This window comes from Mycobacterium colombiense (assembly GCF_001953985.1).
Taxonomy (GTDB): Bacteria; Actinomycetota; Actinomycetes; order Mycobacteriales; family Mycobacteriaceae; genus Mycobacterium; species Mycobacterium colombiense_B.
This window is the reverse complement of record NZ_MBEI01000017.1, coordinates 220,819-238,362: the sequence shown is the minus strand read 5'-3', so window position 1 is coordinate 238,362 and position 17,544 is coordinate 220,819. Positions and strand designations below refer to the sequence as shown.

Annotated in this window: 20 protein-coding genes; 3 read left to right on the top strand and 17 right to left on the bottom strand. The window is 68.8% G+C overall.

What is annotated here, in order from left to right:
* The 4 genes from A5732_RS03960 to fadD5 all read right to left on the bottom strand — a co-directional run.
* Window positions 1-255: MlaD family protein (locus A5732_RS03960; RefSeq protein ID WP_142256543.1), on the bottom strand; the 255-nt coding region annotated here is incomplete at its 3' end.
* A 5-nt stretch (window positions 256-260) separates the two neighbouring features.
* Window positions 261-1,130, bottom strand: a complete 870-nt coding sequence (locus A5732_RS03955) for an ABC transporter permease (RefSeq protein WP_076053053.1) — start codon at window positions 1,128-1,130, stop codon at window positions 261-263.
* 1 nt (window position 1,131) lies between these two features.
* Complete coding sequence (locus tag A5732_RS03950; RefSeq protein ID WP_064950874.1) at window positions 1,132-1,959, bottom strand: MlaE family ABC transporter permease; 828 nt, start codon at window positions 1,957-1,959, stop codon at window positions 1,132-1,134.
* A 293-nt stretch (window positions 1,960-2,252) separates the two neighbouring features.
* Complete coding sequence (fadD5, locus tag A5732_RS03945) at window positions 2,253-3,848, bottom strand: fatty-acid--CoA ligase FadD5 (protein WP_076100815.1); 1,596 nt, start codon at window positions 3,846-3,848, stop codon at window positions 2,253-2,255.
* Between the two features lie 183 nt (window positions 3,849-4,031).
* Between fadD5 and A5732_RS03940 the strand changes: the two genes are divergently transcribed.
* The gene (locus tag A5732_RS03940) at window positions 4,032-4,712 is read left to right on the top strand and encodes a GntR family transcriptional regulator (RefSeq protein WP_216351564.1); all 681 of its coding nucleotides are present in this window, start codon (window positions 4,032-4,034) and stop codon (window positions 4,710-4,712) included.
* Here A5732_RS03940 and A5732_RS03935 read toward each other — a convergent pair.
* Window positions 4,709-5,149 (bottom strand): SRPBCC family protein, encoded by a 441-nt coding sequence (locus A5732_RS03935; protein WP_076053049.1) that lies wholly within the window; start codon window positions 5,147-5,149, stop codon window positions 4,709-4,711. The genes A5732_RS03940 and A5732_RS03935 overlap by 4 nt on opposite strands.
* A 96-nt stretch (window positions 5,150-5,245) precedes the next feature.
* The gene (locus tag A5732_RS03930) at window positions 5,246-5,722 is read right to left on the bottom strand and encodes an acyl-CoA thioesterase (protein WP_076100759.1); all 477 of its coding nucleotides are present in this window, start codon (window positions 5,720-5,722) and stop codon (window positions 5,246-5,248) included.
* Between the two features lie 14 nt (window positions 5,723-5,736).
* Here A5732_RS03930 and A5732_RS03925 point away from each other — a divergent pair, with 14 nt between their 5' ends.
* Window positions 5,737-6,849, top strand: a complete 1,113-nt coding sequence (locus A5732_RS03925) for an alcohol dehydrogenase catalytic domain-containing protein (protein WP_076100812.1) — start codon at window positions 5,737-5,739, stop codon at window positions 6,847-6,849.
* Here A5732_RS03925 and A5732_RS03920 read toward each other — a convergent pair.
* From A5732_RS03920 to A5732_RS03870, 11 genes are all read right to left on the bottom strand, one after another.
* Complete coding sequence (locus tag A5732_RS03920) at window positions 6,846-7,784, bottom strand: alpha/beta hydrolase (RefSeq protein WP_076100756.1); 939 nt, start codon at window positions 7,782-7,784, stop codon at window positions 6,846-6,848. The genes A5732_RS03925 and A5732_RS03920 overlap by 4 nt on opposite strands.
* Entirely contained in the window at window positions 7,781-9,292 is a 1,512-nt protein-coding gene (locus A5732_RS03915; protein ID WP_076100753.1) for a flavin-containing monooxygenase, read from the bottom strand. Before A5732_RS03915 ends, A5732_RS03920 begins: the two co-directional genes overlap by 4 nt.
* Window positions 9,274-10,002 (bottom strand): SDR family NAD(P)-dependent oxidoreductase, encoded by a 729-nt coding sequence (locus tag A5732_RS03910; protein ID WP_076100750.1) that lies wholly within the window; start codon window positions 10,000-10,002, stop codon window positions 9,274-9,276. Before A5732_RS03910 ends, A5732_RS03915 begins: the two co-directional genes overlap by 19 nt.
* Window positions 9,999-10,409, bottom strand: coding sequence for a nuclear transport factor 2 family protein (locus A5732_RS03905; RefSeq protein ID WP_076053039.1), 411 nt, complete (start codon window positions 10,407-10,409; stop codon window positions 9,999-10,001). The genes A5732_RS03910 and A5732_RS03905 overlap by 4 nt, the downstream gene beginning before the upstream one ends.
* Window positions 10,406-11,158 (bottom strand): HpcH/HpaI aldolase family protein, encoded by a 753-nt coding sequence (locus tag A5732_RS03900; protein WP_076053037.1) that lies wholly within the window; start codon window positions 11,156-11,158, stop codon window positions 10,406-10,408. Before A5732_RS03900 ends, A5732_RS03905 begins: the two co-directional genes overlap by 4 nt.
* Window positions 11,159-11,165: 7 nt before the next feature.
* A complete protein-coding gene (locus tag A5732_RS03895) occupies window positions 11,166-12,134 on the bottom strand; it encodes a zinc-binding dehydrogenase (protein ID WP_076100747.1) in 969 nt (322 codons plus the stop codon).
* A 1-nt stretch (window position 12,135) separates the two neighbouring features.
* Complete coding sequence (locus tag A5732_RS03890) at window positions 12,136-13,350, bottom strand: cytochrome P450 (protein ID WP_076053101.1); 1,215 nt, start codon at window positions 13,348-13,350, stop codon at window positions 12,136-12,138.
* Between the two features lie 23 nt (window positions 13,351-13,373).
* Window positions 13,374-14,078: an NIPSNAP family protein gene (locus A5732_RS03885; RefSeq protein ID WP_076100745.1), complete on the bottom strand. Its 705-nt coding sequence runs from the start codon at window positions 14,076-14,078 to the stop codon at window positions 13,374-13,376.
* Window positions 14,079-14,081: 3 nt separating this feature from the next.
* Window positions 14,082-14,645, bottom strand: a complete 564-nt coding sequence (locus A5732_RS03880; protein ID WP_064884239.1) for a hypothetical protein — start codon at window positions 14,643-14,645, stop codon at window positions 14,082-14,084.
* Between the two features lie 158 nt (window positions 14,646-14,803).
* On the bottom strand, window positions 14,804-15,973 hold the full coding sequence (locus A5732_RS03875) for a CaiB/BaiF CoA transferase family protein (RefSeq protein WP_076100743.1): 1,170 nt from the start codon (window positions 15,971-15,973) through the stop codon (window positions 14,804-14,806).
* Window positions 15,974-16,031: 58 nt separating this feature from the next.
* On the bottom strand, window positions 16,032-16,952 hold the full coding sequence (locus tag A5732_RS03870) for an NmrA family NAD(P)-binding protein (RefSeq protein ID WP_076053029.1): 921 nt from the start codon (window positions 16,950-16,952) through the stop codon (window positions 16,032-16,034).
* Between the two features lie 90 nt (window positions 16,953-17,042).
* Here A5732_RS03870 and A5732_RS03865 point away from each other — a divergent pair, with 90 nt between their 5' ends.
* Window positions 17,043-17,531, top strand: a complete 489-nt coding sequence (locus tag A5732_RS03865) for a winged helix-turn-helix transcriptional regulator (RefSeq protein WP_076100740.1) — start codon at window positions 17,043-17,045, stop codon at window positions 17,529-17,531.
* The last annotated feature ends 13 nt before the right edge of the window (window positions 17,532-17,544 follow it).

The following is a 17,544-nucleotide window of genomic DNA, read 5'->3' as shown; positions in this document are numbered from 1 at the left end:
CTTCCCATCACGCACCGTCTCCGCAATCGAGCCCACCCGGCCGATCTCCACCCCGTTATAAGTCACCTTCGAACCCGAATCCATCACCAACCCGGCCCGCGACGCCAACATGGTCAGCTGTGTCTTGGGCGTGAAGTTGCCGCGGAACTGGCCGTAGATCAGCACCAGCGCGAGCGCGGCGATGACGAGGAGCGCGACGCCGGCCAACTTGTACGGCGGGGTCCGCGGGGCGTTGGTCTGGATCGGTCGGGCCATGGCGGTTACACCGTGAGCGCGAAGTTGGGGTTGACGCCATACAGCGCCAACGCGGCGGACAACACGACAACCTGTACCGACACCAGCGAGAAGCGCATCGAGCGGCCGACGGCCTCACCGACGCCGACCGGCCCGCCGCCGGCGTTGTAGCCATAGAAGCAGTGGGTGATCATCACGACCGCGGTGATGATGATGGCCTCCAGGAACGACCAGAACACGTCGTCGGGACGCAGGAACGTCCGGAAGTAGTGCTCGTAGGTGCCGTTCGACTGTCCGTAGATCACCGTCGTGGTGATCTGCGGGGACAGGAACGTCATGATGATCGCCATCGAGTAGATGGGGATGATCACGACCAGCCCCGCCATGATGCGGGTCGAGGCCAGGAACGAGATCGATTTGATGCCCATCACTTCCAGGGCGTCGACCTCCTCGCTGATGCGCATGGCGCCCAGCTCCGCCGTGGCGCCGGCGCCGACCGTGGCGGCCATGGCGATGCCGGTGACGACGGGCGCGGCGATGCGCACGTTGATCAGCGCGGCGAAGAAGCCGGTGAACGCCTCGACGCCGATGTTTCCCAGCGAGGCGAAGCCCTGGATGGCGACCAGCGAGCTACCGGACAGCGTCACGAAGCCGACGATGGCGACGGTGCCACCGATGACCGCCATGGCGCCGGTGCCCATGCCGATCTGGGCGATCAGGCGCAGGGTCTCTTTGCGGTAGTTGCGCAGCGCGTGCGGGATGTGGCCGACGGCGATGGTGCCGAACCACGCCATCTGGCCGATGTCGTCGAGGCCGCGGGCCGCGGCGAGCCCATAGCGGTTGAGGTTCTCGGCCGCCCGCGGGAAGCGGGCGCGAAAGACGGCGGAAGTCGACATGTCAGTGCCCCGTCCCGAACCGCACGCCGATCGTCGTCAGCACCACGTTGACCGCGTAGAGCGCGACGACGCAGAGCACGACGGTCTCGTTGACCGCGGTGCCCAGGCCCTTGGAACCGCCGCGCACGGTCAAACCGCGATAGCAGCCGACCAGGCCGGCGATCAGGCCGAAGACGGCGGCTTTGACGGTCGCGATCACGACCTCGGGCAGGCCGGTGATGGTGGTCAGGGTGGCCAGGTACGCGCCGCCCGACACGTTCTGCAGGTAGACGCCGAACAGGTAGCCGCCGACCAGGCCCACGGTGATCACCAGGCCGTTGAGCAGGGTGGCGACCAGGGTCGCGGCGACCACGCGGGGCACCACCAGCCGGTGGATCGGGTCGATGCCGAGCACTTCCATCGCGTCGATCTCTTCGCGGATGGTGCGGGCACCCAGGTCCGCGCAGATCGCGGTGGAGCCGGCGCCGGCGACGACCAGCACCGTGGTCAGCGGGCCGAGCTGGGTGACGGCGCCGATCGCGGCGCCGGCGCCGGACAGGTCAGCCGCGCCGAACTGGGCGAGCAGGACGTTGAGCGTGAAGATCAGCAGCACGGTCAGCGGGATCGACACCATGATCGTCGGCAGAAACGCCACCCGCATGATGAACCAGCACTGCTGGATGAATTCGCGGTACTGGAACGGCCAGCGGAACAGCGCCCTGCCGGTGAGGACGCACATCCGGAAGAACCCCCCGACGAGCGTCAGGGGCGTCTCCAGTTGGTCGCGTACATAGCTGACCAAGTAGGGACCCCGCCGACTCGTCGACTGACTCGTCGACGTTGAAGTCACCGCTGCCCCCTCTGGCCGTCACCGCGCGCCTCCTGGCGTCGCGGCGGATCGTCTAGCACGCCTCGCCCCCTGACTGCTGTGCGGCCGGGGGTGCCCCCACCTCGCCCCGACATGATGCCTGTGACCATCGGCTCCCTACTGGCAAGTAGTAACGGAGACCACAGGAATGTACCCGATGGCCAAGCACGTGTGAACCGCATCTGCACAATTAACCCTTCGCCAACAGCTGGCAAACGTTACAGCTCCCGTCCACTTTCCTTTCTGCTCCTAAAATCACTTGCCCTAGAATGGATTTAGTCGATTTCTCCGACGCCGTAGCGAACCCGCAGTTCAGTCTTGAGCACCTTCCCGGCCGGGTTGCGCGGCAGCGCGTCGACGATCTCGAGCGCCTTGGGGTGCTTGTACCGCGCCAGCCGCTCGGTCAGAAACTCATCGAGCTCGTCGAGCCGTAAATTGTCGCCCGCGACAGCGGCGACCGCGATGGGCACCTCACCCCACTTGTCGTGGGCACGGCCGATCACGGCGACCTCGACGATGCTGGGGTGGCTGGCGAGGACGTTTTCCACCTCGGCGCAGTAGATGTTCTCGCCACCGGAGATGATCATGTCCTTCTTGCGGTCGACCACCCACACATAGCCCTCCTCGTCCATGCGGACGAGGTCGCCGGAATGGAACCAGCCGCCGGCGAACGCTTCCGCCGTGGCCTCCGGGTTGTTCCAGTAGCCGCTCATCAAAGTCGGTGCGCGGTAAACGATTTCGCCGACCTCACCGATCGGCACGTCGTTCATGTTTTCGTCGACGACGCGGGCCGCCACGGTCGGGATCACCTTGCCGACCGAGCCGCGCTTACGGATGGCGTCGTCGCCCAGCAACATGCACGTGACCGGCGACATCTCCGTCTGGCCGAACGCGGCCAGGATCTGGGTGCCGGGGAATCTCGCCGACATCTCGCGCAGCAGGGCGTCGGGAGCCGGCGCGGCGCCCCACGAGATCACCCGCAACTTCAGGTCGCGCGGGCGGGCTTGCTGTTCGGCGCAGACCGCCTGCCACTGGGCGGGCACCAGAAAGATGCCGGTGACCTTCTCCGCGGCGAGCACGTCGAGCAGCTGCCCGGGCTCGAACGCGCCGAGCGGGTAGATCACCGTCGGGATGCCGAGCAGCACCCCGGTCAGCAGGTTGCCGATGCCGGCGATGTGGAAGAACGGCACACCGATGAACCCGACGTCGTTGTTGATGTCCGCGCCGTTGGTGTACAGCCCGGTCATCGTCTGGCCAGTCAGGTTGGTGTGGGTCAGCACGGCGCCCTTCGACCGGCCGGTCGTGCCCGAGGTGTACATGATCAGCGCCGGCGAGTCGTTCGGGATGTCGACGGGCTGGTGCTGTTGGCCGGGCTCGTTGATCAGGTCCTCGTAGCCGAGCACGCTGTCGTCGGTCGACGCCCCGGCCACCACGATGGTGCTCAGCAGCGACTCGATGTCGCGGACTCCGGCGGCGACCGGCGCCAGCACGGGTTCGGTGACGATCACGCGGGCTTCGCAATCCTGGACCAGGAACGCGATCTCGGGCGGGGTCAGCCGGAAGTTCAGCGGAACCGCGATGGCGCCGAGCATGTTGACGGCCAGCACCGACTCGACGAATTCGGCGCGGTTGAGCATCAGGATCATGACCCGGTCGCCGAAGCCGACACCCCGGCGGCTCAGCGCGTCGGCCAGCGCGGCCACGCGGTCGCGCAGGTCGCCCCACGTCAGGGTTTTGCCCAGGAAGCGCAGCGCCGTCGCCTTCGGCTGCATCAGCGCGTGACGCTCCAACTGGTTCACCCAGTTCTGTCGCCGGGCCAGGTATGGCTGCTCGTTTGCCTGTGTCTGGTGGTTCGCCAATTGCGCGGTCAAACTCTGCACTCCCCTTCACTCGCGCACCGCTTGCGCCAGGTTGATATTTGATAAAACTTGGTGTTGTGTGGGTCACACTATGGCGTTGACGGTCTACTGACAAGTCCCCGTTAACGCCCGTCAAAACTTAAGCCCCGTCCCGCCAAGCCCACGAAAGCCCTGGCAGCCCCCGTGAACGCACCGATGTCAATGCAGCCGAGGAGTCGGCGGCCGCTACGCCGGGCGCAGTTGTCCGATGAGGTGGCCGGTCATCTGCGGGCGGCGATCATGTCCGGCAGCCTGCGCCCGGGGACGTTCATCCGGCTGGACGAGACCGCGGCCGAGCTCGGGGTCAGCGTCACCCCGGTGCGCGAGGCCCTGCTGAAGCTGCGCGGCGAGGGCATGGTGCAGCTCGAACCGCACCGCGGCCACGTCGTGCTGCCGCTGACCCGGCAGGACATCGAGGACATCTTCTGGCTGCAGGCATCGATCGCCCGGGAGCTGGCGGCCGCGGCCACCGACCACATCACCGACGCCGAGATCGACGAACTGGACCGGATCAACGACTCGATGGCCGCGGCCGTGGGATCGGGCGACGCCGAGACCATCGCGGGCATCGAGTTCGCATTCCACCGGGTCTTCAACCAGGCGAGCGGCCGGATCAAGCTGGCCTGGTTCCTGCTCAACGCCGCGCGCTACATGCCGGTGCTGGTCTACGCGGCCGACCCGCACTGGGGAGAGGCGGCGGTGGACAACCACCGCCAGTTGATCGCCGCGCTGCGCCGCCGGCACACCGCCGCGGTGATCGAGCACACCGTCTGGCAATTCACCGACGCGGCGACCCGGCTGACTGAGATGCGCGACCGCACCGGGATCTTCGACTAGCTCGAGGCCAGCTGCTCGGCGCGCTGCTTGAGGCTTTCAGCCAGATGGTCGAGCACGTTATTGAGGAGTTGCTTCACCATCGGCGCCGGAACCGGCATCGAGGTTTCGACGTCCAGGTCCACCGTCAGCAGGCTCGACGCCCCCATCGCCACCACGCTGAACAACTGCTCCTGCTTGGTGAACAGGTCGCCCTGCTGCAGGACGGTCTGGATCTGGTTTTCCCCCGGGTAGTACACGGCCTGGATGAACATGCTCTGCATGCCTTGGTAATCGGTGTCGAGCCGTAGCTGGCTGGGGCGCCCGTCGTCGTAGCGGGCAAGCACCCAGAGGCCTTTGATCTCCTCGTTCCACTGCGGGTAGGCCTCGAAGTCGCCGACGATCTTCATGATCAGTGCGGCGTCGGCGGCCACCTCGACGGTCTTGCTCATGACTGGCATGCGCGAAGCATAGCCGGGCCGACGGCGCGTCGATCCGGTGCCGCCGCGGCCCCGTTCGGTGACGAAAGCCCTGGTGCCAGGCCCTTATTGGTCGGCCTATTGGCCCACGGTGGCCGTGGCCAGCAGCGCGCGAACGGCGTCGGGAATCGGGACCGACTTGCGGGTGACCCGGTCGACGTAGACGTGCACCCAGTGCCCCAGCGCGGTGACGGGTTGCGCCTTGCTTTCCGCGGGGGCGGTCCGGAACACGCCCAGCCGGTAGGTGACGCTGCTGCGGCCCAGCCGCGTGACGGCCAGGCCCACCGCGAGGTCCTGCGGGAATTGCAGTTCGGCGAAGTAGCGGCAACCGGATTCGGCGACGATGCCCAGCGCGGGCGTGGTGATCGGGTCCAGCCCGGTGCTGGTGTTGATCCAGGCGTTGATCGCGGTGTCGAACAGCTGGTAGTACACGGCGTTGTTGAGGTGGCCGAACATGTCGTTGTCGGCCCACCGGGTTCCGACCGGCCACAGCACCGGAAAGTCGTTGCTGGTCAGCCCGTCCGGTGCGGGCGGAACTACGGAAGCCGACGCCATGGTTGTATTCCAACATGCCTTCAATCCGGGGCGCGGTACTGGAGCACATCGGGTCACCTCGGCCCTACGCGCAGTCGCGGCCGATCGCCGTCAGCGAACTCGACCTGGCGCCCCCGGGGCGCGACGAAGTCCTGGTCCGCGTCGAGGCGGCCGGCGTCTGCCACTCCGACCTGTCGGTGGTCGACGGGAACAGGGTGCGGCCGGTGCCGATGTTGCTCGGCCACGAGGCCGCCGGGATCGGCAAGCGCGTCGGCGAGGGCGTCGACGACCTGGCCGTGGGTCAGCGGGTGGTGCTGGTGTTCTTGCCGCGGTGCGGCCATTGCGCGGCGTGCGCGACCGACGGCCTGACGCCGTGCGAACTGGGCAGCGCGGCGAACGGCGCGGGCACCTTGCTGGGCGGGGACATTCGGCTCAGCCGGGCCGGGCACCCGGTGTTTCACCACCTCGGCGTCTCGGGTTTCGCAACGCATGCGGTCGTCAATCGGGCCAGCGCGGTCGCGGTGCCCGGTGACGTGCCGCCCGAGGTCGCCGCGCTGCTGGGTTGCGCGGTGCTCACCGGTGGTGGCGCGGTGCTCAACGTGGGGCATCCGCGGCCCGGCCAGACCGTCGCCGTCGTCGGGCTGGGGGGTGTCGGGATGGCGGCGCTGCTCACCGCGCTGACCTATGACGACGTCCGCGTCGTCGCCGTCGACCAGTTGCCCGAGAAGTTGGCGGCCGCCCGCCGCCTGGGCGCCCATGACGCCTACACGCCGCAGCGGGCCTCGGACGCCGGGGTGAAGGCCGCGGTGGTGGTCGAGGCCGTCGGCCATCCGGCCGCGCTGGAGACCTCGATCGGCTTGACCGCGCCCGGCGGGCGGACCGTCACCGTGGGCCTGCCGCCGCCGGCCGCGCGAATCAGCGTGTCGCCGTTGGGTTTTGTGGCCGAAGGCCGGTCGTTGATCGGCAGTTACCTCGGCTCGGCGGTGCCCAGCCGGGACATTCCCCGCTTCGTCGAGTTGTGGCAGTCGGGCCGTTTGCCGGTGGAATCGCTGGTGTCGTCGACGATTCCGTTGGACGGCATCAACGAGGCGATGGACAACCTGGCCGACGGCATCGCCGTGCGGCAGCTGATCAGATTCGACGGTTAGTCGTTGTGCAACGCGCTGGCCAGGGCGTGGCCCTGCAGCGCGAACAGTCGTTGCGAGCCCGCCCAATCGGGCAGCAGCGAATCGAACCCGTGGCAGGTGCGCGCGAAGACGTGCAGCTCGGCCGAGACCCCGGCGCGCAGTAGGCGCAGCGCGTAGTCGACCGCCTCGTCGCGAAACGGGTCGACCTCGGCGCAGGTGATCAAAGCCGGTGGCAGTCCGGCGAATTCGCCGCGCCGGGCGGGCACCGCGGATTCGGCTGCACCGGCCTGGCCCAGGTAGTGGCGCCACATCAGCTCGGCGCCCTCGCCGTCGAACGCCGGGCTGGCGCGGAACTGCGCCTTCGACGGGGTGGTCCGGTCGTCGAGCACCGGTTGGTGCAGCAGCTGGAACACCACCGGCGGCGCTGCCCCGTCGGCGGCCCGCTGCGCCAGGCACGCGGCCAGGGCGGCGCCGGCGCTGCTACCCGCGACCGCCAGGCGCGCCGGATCCACGTCGAGCGCAACCGCATTCGCGACCACCCACGTCAGCACGGCGGCGGCGTCCTCGAGGGCCGCCGGGTAGGGGTGTTCGGGGGCGAGCCGGTAGTCGACCGACACCACGGTGCAGCGGCCGCGGCGCGCCAGCTCCACGCATTGCACGTGATCGGTGTCGAGGTTGCCCAGCGCGAAACCACCGGCGTGGCAGAACACCACGGCCGGCGCCGGGCCGGCGGGCCCACCGCGATAGATGCGCACCCCGACGTCACCGGATTCCGTCGGCACGCCGTCCTCGACGATCCGGACCCCGTGCGCGTCGGTCTGCTGGGCGGTCAGCCGGCGGCGTTCGTTGAACGGTTCCCGGGTGAGTTGGATTGCGGCCAGGGAGAAGTCGGTGCGCGTCGTGGCGACCTCACGCAGCGCGGGATCCAGGCGATCGGCGCCGTCCAGCCCCGTCACCGCACGCTCCGCTCCGGTGCGGTGACCGCGTCGGGCACCGGCGTGACGGGCGGGGTGAAACTGAAGTCGGCCGGGGTGAACCTGCGCGTCATGGTCCAGAAGGCGCGCGCGCTGCGTGGCCACTGGGTGACCACGCGCCCGTTGGGGGCGCGGAAGTAGTTGCTGCACTGGGTGGTCCAGACGGTACCGACCATCCATCGATCGATCTTCGCGACGAAGTCGGCCAGCGCGGCGGGCCGCACCGCTACGTAGCGCCTGCCCCTGCGTCGCAAATATTTCAGCGCCCGCACGATATAGCGCGCCTGCGCCTCGAGGATGAAGATGACGCTGTTGGAGCCGACATTGGTGTTGGGTCCGTAGAGCATGAAGAAGTTCGGAAACCCCGGCACGGCCATGCCGAGGTAGGCGTGCGCCCCGTCTTGCCATACCTCCCGCAGGGTCATGCCCTGTTCGCCGGACACGTCCAGCTCCGCGAGATAGTCGGCCGCGGCGTAACCGGTGGCGCAGACCACCAGGTCCACCTCGCGTTCGGTGCCGTCGTCGGTCACCAGGGATCGGCTCCGCAGGGCGCGCGCCGGGCTGGTCACCACCTCGACGTTGGGCTGGGTCAGCGCGGCCAGGTAATCCGAGGAGAACACCAGCCGCTTGCAGCCCATCGGGTGCTCCGGGGTGAGCTTGCGGCGCAATTCCTCGTCGTCGACCGTCTTCTCGAGCAATCCGAGCGCGACGGCCTTGAATTGCTCGGTCTTTTCGCTGCCGTGCTCGATCACCGCGATGTTGGATTCGCTACGCAGCCACAGCCGGGCCCGGTAGAGCTTTTTGGCGAACGGCAGGTGCGCGAACAGCCAGCGTTCGCGCCGCGTGTAGTGCCGGTCCGGCTTGGGCAGGATCCAGGTCGGCGACCGTTGCACCGAGTACACCTTGCCGGCGACCTTGGCCAGCTCGGGGATCAGCTGGGAGGCCGTCGAACCGGTGCCCAGCACGGCGATCCGCTTGCCTTCCAGCGGTATCGAGTGGTCCCAGCGTGACGAGTGCATCACCGTCCCGGTGAACGGCTCTTCTTCGGTGAGGTCGAGGAGCAGCGGCCGGGTGAACAGCCCGACCGCCGATACAACGACGTTGAAGTGGTGCCGCTCGCCGGACGCGGTGGTCAGGCACCACAGCTGGCTGTCCGGATCCCACTGTGCCGCTCTGATTTCGGTGCGCAGCCGCAGGTGTGGCCGCAGGCCGTACTTGTCGGCGCAGCGCTGGAAGTAGTCCAGGATCTCGGGCTGCCCGGACCACAGCCGTGACCAGTCGGCGTTCAGGTCGAACGAGTAGGAGTAGAGGTGCGATTTGACGTCGCACGCCAGCCCGGGATACGTGTTGATTCGCCAGGTGCCCCCGACGCCGTCCTCGCGGTCGAAGATGGTGAAGTTGTCAAACCCCGCCCGCGACAGCATGATTCCCAGCGCCAGGCCACCGGGCCCGGCGCCGATGATGCCGACGTTCATCGGATCTGCAGGCATTGCCCACCGTCGATGATGAGTTCGGAGCCGGTGATGAACGACGCCTCGTCGGAGACCAAAAAGGCCACGGCGTCGGCGACTTCACCGGCCTCCCCGATCCGCCCGAACATCGACGCCTCGGCGAGCCGCGTCTGGGTCGCCGCGTCGAGCATCGAGGTGGCGATCGGCCCGGGGAAGACGGCGTTGACCCGGATGCCGGCGGGCGCGAGTTCGGCGGCGACGGTCTGGGTCAGTCCGCGCAGCGCCCACTTCGACGATCCGTAGGCGCTGTGCTGCGGGAAGGGGCGGATCGCACCGGTGCTGCAGATGTTGACGATGGACGCGTTCGACGCCTCTTTTAGGTGTTCCAGCGCTGCGCGCATGCCGAGGAACGGGCCCAGACAGTTGACCCGCCAGGCGGTTTCGAAACCTTCGGTCGTCTCCTCGGTGAGCGACGCCCGATGCAGCACGCCGGCGCAGTTGACCAGCGTGCTCAGCGACCCGAAGCGGCTGATCACCTCCGCGACCACGGAATCCCACTGCTCCGGCGAGGTGACGTCGAGCTCGAGCGCGAGCACGCCGTCGTCGCCCGCTTCACCGACCGCGGTGCGGAGTTCGTCGATCCGCCGGTCGCAGGCGGCCACCGCAAAGCCCTTGCCGCGCAGGCGGTTGGCAATCGCCTCGCCCTGTCCGCCGGCGGCGCCGGTCACCAATGCGACGCGTTGATTCATGCTGGGCTCACCTCGGGGCTGTTGGCCAGACCGGCGCTGGTGACGAAGCGGCAGCGGCGCCGCGCAAAGCGCCACTGCCCGGCGGTGCCGGTCAGCTCGTCGTCGTAGATCGCGGGCCGCAGCTGCAGGTCGCCCGCGCGGACGAACAGCACCTGCGATCTGGCGGTGGCCCGCTCCCCCGCGACCTCGATCCGCGCGCTGCCGTTCAGGTGCAGGCCGCGGGCCGCGGCGCGGAACATGCCCGCGATCGCGTCATGGCCGGCAAAGGTCTTGCCGTAGACCAGGAATTCGCCGTCGGGCGCGAACAGCTGCACGCACTCGTCGACGTCGCCGACGTCAAGCGCCAGGGCGTAACCGGCGAGCAGTTCGCGGATCGCGGCCTCATCGTCGCGGGCGTCGCCCGTCATTGCGTCGCCTCACGCAGGTGCTCCGCGGCGCCGCGGCGCAGCGCCTGTGACTCCGCGGCCAGGGTGATCATGCCGAACCCCAACTGCGCCATGGCATGACCCGTCTTGCCGTCCCCGGCGTGAATGCCGGTGAGCAGGCCCGCGTCCGTCGCCGCCCGATGGATGCGCACGATCGCGTCCAGCACGTCGGGATGGCGGGTGGCGCCGACGACGCCGGCCCCGAGTGAAATGGCGAGATCGGCCGGGCCGACATAGATTCCGGTCAGCCCGTCGACGGCGCAGATCTCGTGGATGCCGGCCAGCGCGGCCGCGGTCTCGATCATCGCGAACACGCCGACTCGTGACTCGTGGGCGGCGGGGTCGTGCCCGAGGCTGGCGCGCAGGGGGCCGAAGCTGCGCACGCCGCGCGGTGGGTAGCGGGTGGCGGCCACAGCGGCGGCGGCCTGGTCCGCCGACTCGATCATCGCGATGACGACGGCGTCGGCGCCTGCGTCCAGCACCCGACCGATCGGTGCCGCGTCGGCGTTGGGCAGTCGCACCACGGTGCCGACGGGCACGTGCTCGATGCGGCGCAAGATGCGGGCGATGTCGGCGTCGTCGAGATAGCCGTGCTGCGCGTCGAAGCCGACGTAATCGTAACCGGCGCGGGCGAATTCCTCGGGCCCCAGTACCGTCGGGCCGGTGACCCAGCCGCCGAAGATCGGGGTCTTGCGGCTCAGCGCCTGCCGCAGGTTGCTCGGCGAAGTCATGGTCGGCTCATTCGGCGATCGCGATCTTGATCCGTTCCGGGACGGGCCGGCAGGCCAGCTCGAAGGCGTCCTGCACCCCGTCGATGCCGAACGTGTGGGTGAGGTAGGCGCCCAGCAGCCAGGGGTGCTCGGCGGTGAACTTGCCGGCGAGCTCCAGCATCCGCCGGCGGTCCAGCGTCACACCGGATTTCAGGGTCAGGTTGTTGCGCAACATCACCCGCATGCTGATCGGATACATCTCGTCGTCGGCGACGCCGAAGTAGAACACGGTGCCGCCGGGGGCGGCGGCGTCGATGGCGTGGTTCAGGGTGGCGACCTGGTGGCCCACGGCCTCGATGACGACGTCCGCGCGGTCGCCGGGTCCGAGCTGGCTCACCCAGCGGTCGCTGGTGGCGCGCACGGCGTCGTCGACGCCGAAAGCCCTTGCCAGATCGCGGCGGTCGATCGGGTCGACCCCGGTGACACGCCGCGCGCCGGCCGCCTTGGCGACGTAGGAGAACAACAGGCCGATCGATCCCTGGCCGATGATCGCGACGTGCCGGCCGGCCAGGTCGCCGAGCTGCTCGCAGGCGTAGAGGACGCAGGCCAGCGGTTGCAGCCCGACGGCCTGGGCGGGGGTCAGCGCCGGATCGTACGGCGCCAGTCCGTCACCGTTGCTGACGATGCGTTCCATCAGGCCGTCGAATCCGGACGCCCAGCCGACCACGTGATCGCCGGGGCGGTGTGCGGGGTGCCGGCTGGCGATCACCTCACCGGCGACCTCGTGGATGGGGAAGCCGTCCTTCTCGGGTCCGCTTCGGCCGTCGTCACCGGGGATCCGTCCCCTGGCGCCGCGAAAGGCCGGCAGATCGCTGCCGCAGACACCCGCGGCGAAGAACCGCAGCAGCACCTGCCCGTCGGCCAGGCTCTCGGGGGTCTTGTCGTCAATCGTGGTGCGTTCGAACAGGTATGGGGCGATGATCCGGTGGGACCACACGTCAGACCTCCACCGGAATGTTGTTCCAGCCCCATTGGAAGCTGGACGGCAGCCGGGTGGCCGTGTCGCCCTGGATCGCGTAGTCGGGTACGCGGCGAAGCCATTCCTGCAGCAGCACAGCCACTTCCAGCCGCGCCAGGTGGTATCCGATGCAGAAGTGCTGGCCGCGACCGAACGCCAACGAGCGGCGGATGGGCCTGTCCCAGATGAATTCGTCGGGCTCGGGATATTCCCGCTCGTCGCGGTTGGCCGAGGCGAGCAGCGTGATGACCCGCTGGCCCGGATTCAGGGTCTGGCCGTGAATCTCGAAGGGCTTGCGCACCGTTCGGGCGAACCACTGCGCCGGCGCACAGAATCGGATCATCTCGTCGCGCGCGACGAGCACGTTGTTGTCCAGGTCGGCGCGCACGGCGGCCAGTTGGTCGGGTCGCCGGCTGAGCTCCCAGAGTCCGTGCGCGACGATCTTGGGCACCGTCTCTGTCCCCCCGATGAAGATGCACAGCATCTGGGTCGCGACTTCCATGTCGTCGAGGGCGCTGCCATCGGGCAGGTGATAGCCGAGCAGGCCATCGACCACGTCGAGCGGTCCCCCGGACGGATCGGCGCGGCGGCGCTGGACCGCGGGCAGCAGATACTCGAAGTAGTTGGGCCGCGCCTGGCCGGTGTCCACGCCTTCGCCGGGCTGCGCGAGGCTGCCGGCGTTGACCGTGGCGAGCACCTGCGGCGCGAGATCGGTGGGTATGCCGCACAATTCGCAGACAATGGCGGCCACCACGATGCCCCCGTAGTCCTGGGTCAGGTCGAACGAACCGCCCGGGAGCAGGGCGTCGAGACGTTCGTTGGCCAGCGTGCGAATCCGGCCCTCCAGGTCCGTGACCGACCGCGGGCGAAACGGGCGGGAGTGCGTGCGCCGGATCTGGCCGTACAGGTCCGCGTCGAACATGGCGTGAAACGGCAGCGGGTGCAGCGGCGGGTCGTCGACCGGGCCGCTGTTGTGTTGCGCGAGAACCGATGCCGGTGGCAGCGTGCCTTCCGAGGCGACGAACGTGCCGTTGTTGACCTCCAGCACCGTCCAGATGTCGTCGAAGCGCGACAGCGCGAAGGTGTCCCACTGCGGCATGTAGTACACCGGGTGCTGGTCGCGCAGGATTCGGTAGTACGGCAACGGGTTCGCCATCACGGCCGCGTCGAAGGGGTCGTAGCGAAAGTCGGTCATGTTCACGGGGTTTCGTCGCTCCGTCATTGCAGTGGCGATGGCGGGAGGGCCTGCAGAATGGAGTCCTCCCAGCCGTCACGCAACGCGGGAGCCACGCTCATCCACGTGACGATCTCGGCCGGTGGGCTCTCCTTCCAGGACGGATAGTGTTCGGCGAAGCAGTCCCAGCCGCCGTCCAGCGCCCAATAGTGGATGACTTCGTTGTAGCGGAAGGTCGTGGTGAACGAGCCGAGCCAGCGCTTGCCGGTGCGCTCCGACCACGGCACGTAGAGCCGCTCCAGTTCGCGGATGTAGTCGTCCTGACGGCCCGGCTTGGTCTGCATGATCTCTTGAATTACCAGCGGCGCAGTGAAATTCGCCTCGCGAAGCTGGGCGACCGTCTTGTTGCTGGGGCCTGGGTACATGATGCGGCCCTCCCCCGAGGCGCCGATGTCGGCGAGGAACGCCGACCATTTGCCGGCCGCCGCCTCGTGGCTGCCGTCGTGGGCCTGCGCGGCGCCGATCCTGGCGTAGTCGGCGAAGCCGTCGATCTCCCAGATGACCGTCACCTGTGGCCAGTGACCGTTGTACGGCGTCGATTCCCACATCGCGAACAGGCGGGCGCCGAGTTGTTCCATCATCGGCTGATACGTGTCGGTGAAGATCTCGGTGAAGCGGTCGCTTCGCCCGGATCCCAGCGAAATCGTCTCGTGCAAGTAGAGCAGTGTGTGGCCGAAGTATTTCTTCATGGGCTAGTCGAGCCGGACCAGCTCTGAGTCGGCCCCCGAGCCCACGTCGCACAGCAGCGTCTCGGTGGCATCGACGGTCGCGCCCGGAATGCCCGCCGCCGCAAGCGCATAGCCCTTGAACATGCGGGCCGCGCCGCTGAGCAGGTGCTGCGCCCGCGTCGTCGCCCGGTTCACGCCCAGGGGCCATCCCTCGCCCCACAACGCGACCTCGATCAGCCGGTTGTCCAGCGACTCGAGCACCGCGTCGCGCACCCGGGCGTCGGCGGTGAACACCTCGGCGCTGACGGCCAGGCTGGTCGAGCCCGTCCCCAGCCCGGCGAGCTCCGGCTCGAGCTCCGCCGCCCGCACCCCCAGGATCCGCAGCGGCCGGGTGTCGCAGCCCCGCGGAAGCAGCACGGTCACTTCCCAGCCGGCCATGGCCCGGTCGTAGAGCCAGCCCCCGGCCGATTGCACGACATCGACGGCGTTGGCCGCGACGACGTCGAGCCGGTAACGCAGACCCTCGCCGTTCGCGCGGGTTGCTTTCGCGGCGCCGGTCTTGCTGATGTCGAACGTCGGAGCGACCATCGATCCATTCCTCACCACCGCCGGCCGGACGGCCGGCGGGTCTCAAGCGCTTGTCATGGGCTTTCTCAAGGGCTGCAGCCGCGTCACGCGTCGGGCGATGCGGCTCACCGGACAGCGTGACACTTCCGGCGAAATTTGTAAAGGTCCCCGGCGGCCCGTCAGGACCCGCGGCGCGCCTCGAGCTCGGCCAGGACTTCCTCGGTGTGCTGCCCGAGTTCCGGTGCCGCAGAACGCGGTGCCCACGGCGTGCCATGGAAATCCGCGGGTGTGGCCACCATCGGCACGGCGGCGTCGCCGTCGGGGACGTCGACGATGCCGCCCGCGGCGTGGAACTGTTCGTCGGCGACGACGTCCTCCAGGGTGTTGATCGGTGACCAGAAGAAATCCGGTTCGCCGGCGAAGACCTGTGCCCACTCGTCGAGGGGCCGCGTCGCGAAGATCTCGTCCAGCTCGGCGATCAGCACGGTCGAGTTGACGGCCCGGGCGCGGGCATCGGCGAACCGGGGGTCGTCGCGCCACTCGGGCCGGCCCACCGCACGGCACAGCGCCGGCCAGTGCCGCTCGGGCTCCAGGCCGACGATCCAGAACCGCCGCCCGTCGGCCGCGGCGTAGTTGTTCATGCACGGGTTGCCCATCGTTTCGCGCTGGCCGATCGCGATCGGCTGCCCGCTCATCAGATAGGTGTTGAGGTCGAAGCTCACGGTGTAGGCACCCTGCCGGTAGAGCGACGTGGTCACCAGCTGGCCCGTCCCGGTGCGTTCGCGGGCGAGCAGGGCCGCGCAGACGGCCGCGGCCATCGTCATCCCGGCGGAGTGGTCGCCCATCCCGCCGCGCTGAAACGGGGGCGTGTCGCCGGGCCGGGTGAGCAGGTGGGCCACCCCGGCCCGCGACCAGAACGCGGCGACGTCGAACGCGGGGTGGTCGGCGTCGGGCCCGTCTTCGCCGTATCCCGTGATGAGCCCGTAGACCAGCCGCGGGTTGGCGGCCGACACCGCCTCGAAGTCCAGGCCGAGCCGCCGTAGCGCGCCGGGGCGCACATTGGTCAGGAAAACGTCTGCGTCGGCGAGCAATTCGAACGCGGTGCCGCGGCCCTGCTCGGTCCCCAGGTCCAGTACGACGCTGCGCTTGGACCGGTTGTCCATCTCGAACGGCGGGTTCAGACCCAGGTCGCAGCCCAGCATCCGGCCGAACAAGCGCCCCGGATCACCGGTCGGCGGCTCGATCTTGATCACGTCGGCGCCCCAGTCCGCCAGGATGCCGCCGGCGGCCGGCCCGGCCACCCAGACCCCGAGTTCGACGACTTTGACGCCTGCTACCGGTCCCGCCATGGGTAAGTTCCTACCCTGTCCCCGTGCCGGGGCGCACGCATCCCCCCGCGGTGCGGCCTCAGCTCGCCACGCGCGCCTCGCGCACCGCGAAAGTGCCGTCGTGGTCGAAGGCGGCGCGGTTGGCGTCGACATAGTCGCCGACGGTCAGCGGTTTGTGCCCGCTGATCACCTCGACCAGGTTGTTCTCACCCGCGAAGACGCCGTCCTGGTAGTCCTGCGCGACGCTGCTGATGTGCTGGACGAAGAAGTCCGGCCAGCCCTGCGCCGTCAGCGCCGCGGCGAAGGCCGGGATGCCGATCGGCTCATAGCGGACCGCGATGCCGAGCGCGCCCGACATCTGCTGGGCGATGCCGTAGTGGTCGAGTTCCTCGGCGCCCACCAGCGGATAGATCTGCCGATTGTGCGGGGCCGGGTTTTGCAGGATGGCGGCGATGACGCCGGCCTGGTCGCGCCCGGCGATCGGGGCGTGGCGCCCATTGCCGAACGGCAGCCGCAGCACGCCCTCGTCGCCGCTGCGCGCCCACTGCCATTTGAGCCACTCGGCGAAGAAGGTCGGGCGCAGATGCGTGGTCCCGAAGGCGAATCGGTCCAGCAGTCGCTCGGCGATCCAGTGCTGCTGTGCGGCATGGCTTTTCGCCTCGCGACGCGCGGAGATCTGCGACATGTTGACCAGCGCCCGCACGCCCGCCTCGCTGGCGGCCTGGGCGAAGATGGCCGTGGCCGGCAGCAGGCTGCCCGGGGCGATCGGATAGCAGAAATAGGCGGCGCTGACGCCGGCCATCGCCGAGCTGACCGCGTGGAAGTCGAGCAGATCGCCCTCGACGATCTCGGCGCCCAGGCCGGCCAGCGCCTCGGAGCGCCGGTCGCTGCGGTGTACGAACGCGCGCACCCGGTGCCCGGCGCCGAGCAGCGCCTCGACGGTGGGCGCACCGGTGTTGCCGGTCGCCCCGGTGATGAGAAACAGCTGATCCGATGACATTTTTCTGACTCCCTGCTGACTAACGATGTCGTTAGTAAGATACAAGCACGATATGCTAGATAACGCAAGCGTTAGCTAAAGGGGTCCGGGATGGAGTTCGAGAACCGGCTGCGGGACCGCCGGCAGTGGTCGATCGGCGAGGGCTGTTCGATGTCGAAGGTCCTCGAACTGCTGAGCACCAAGACCGCCTTTCAGGTTGTCCGCGAATTGTTCTTCGGCACAACGCGTTTCGAGGATTTCGTGGAACGCATCGCCACGTCGGCGCCGGCGGTGTCGCGGGCGCTCAAGCAGCTCGAGGCGGCGGTGATCGTCGCGCGGGTTCCCTATCAGGAGCCGGGGCAGCGCGCCCGCGACGAGTACCGGCTGACCGAGGCCGGGGAGGACTTCCTGCCGGTGTTCATGTCGCTGGTGCAATGGGGAGACACCTACCTGCAGGACGGTCCCACGCGCCTGGCGTTCGTCGACGCCGACACTGGCCGGGCCGTCGGCGTGCGCGTGACCACCGACACCGGCGCACCGGGGAAGCGCTCCGCCGACATCCTGATCCAACGCGCCACCCCATCCGGGCGCCGCACATGATTGGGTAGAGCGA

Excerpts from the sequence above, each read along its gene's own strand:
- A5732_RS03940 (WP_216351564.1), top strand. The coding sequence starts at position 4,032 with ATGTCAATGCAGCCGAGGAGTCGGCGGCCGCTACGCCGGGCGCAGTTG.
- A5732_RS03890 (WP_076053101.1), bottom strand. The coding sequence starts at position 13,350 with ATGACCGACTTTCGCTACGACCCCTTCGACGCGGCCGTGATGGCGAAC.
- A5732_RS03955 (WP_076053053.1), bottom strand. The coding sequence starts at position 1,130 with ATGTCGACTTCCGCCGTCTTTCGCGCCCGCTTCCCGCGGGCGGCCGAG.
- A5732_RS03905 (WP_076053039.1), bottom strand. The coding sequence starts at position 10,409 with ATGACGGGCGACGCCCGCGACGATGAGGCCGCGATCCGCGAACTGCTC.
- A5732_RS03900 (WP_076053037.1), bottom strand. The coding sequence starts at position 11,158 with ATGACTTCGCCGAGCAACCTGCGGCAGGCGCTGAGCCGCAAGACCCCG.
- A5732_RS03935 (WP_076053049.1), bottom strand. The coding sequence starts at position 5,149 with ATGCCAGTCATGAGCAAGACCGTCGAGGTGGCCGCCGACGCCGCACTG.
- A5732_RS03870 (WP_076053029.1), bottom strand. The coding sequence starts at position 16,952 with ATGTCATCGGATCAGCTGTTTCTCATCACCGGGGCGACCGGCAACACC.
- A5732_RS03915 (WP_076100753.1), bottom strand. The coding sequence starts at position 9,292 with ATGCCTGCAGATCCGATGAACGTCGGCATCATCGGCGCCGGGCCCGGT.
- A5732_RS03885 (WP_076100745.1), bottom strand. The coding sequence starts at position 14,078 with ATGAAGAAATACTTCGGCCACACACTGCTCTACTTGCACGAGACGATT.
- A5732_RS03880 (WP_064884239.1), bottom strand. The coding sequence starts at position 14,645 with ATGGTCGCTCCGACGTTCGACATCAGCAAGACCGGCGCCGCGAAAGCA.
- A5732_RS03875 (WP_076100743.1), bottom strand. The coding sequence starts at position 15,973 with ATGGCGGGACCGGTAGCAGGCGTCAAAGTCGTCGAACTCGGGGTCTGG.
- A5732_RS03930 (WP_076100759.1), bottom strand. The coding sequence starts at position 5,722 with ATGGCGTCGGCTTCCGTAGTTCCGCCCGCACCGGACGGGCTGACCAGC.
- A5732_RS03925 (WP_076100812.1), top strand. The coding sequence starts at position 5,737 with ATGCCTTCAATCCGGGGCGCGGTACTGGAGCACATCGGGTCACCTCGG.
- A5732_RS03865 (WP_076100740.1), top strand. The coding sequence starts at position 17,043 with ATGGAGTTCGAGAACCGGCTGCGGGACCGCCGGCAGTGGTCGATCGGC.
- A5732_RS03910 (WP_076100750.1), bottom strand. The coding sequence starts at position 10,002 with ATGAATCAACGCGTCGCATTGGTGACCGGCGCCGCCGGCGGACAGGGC.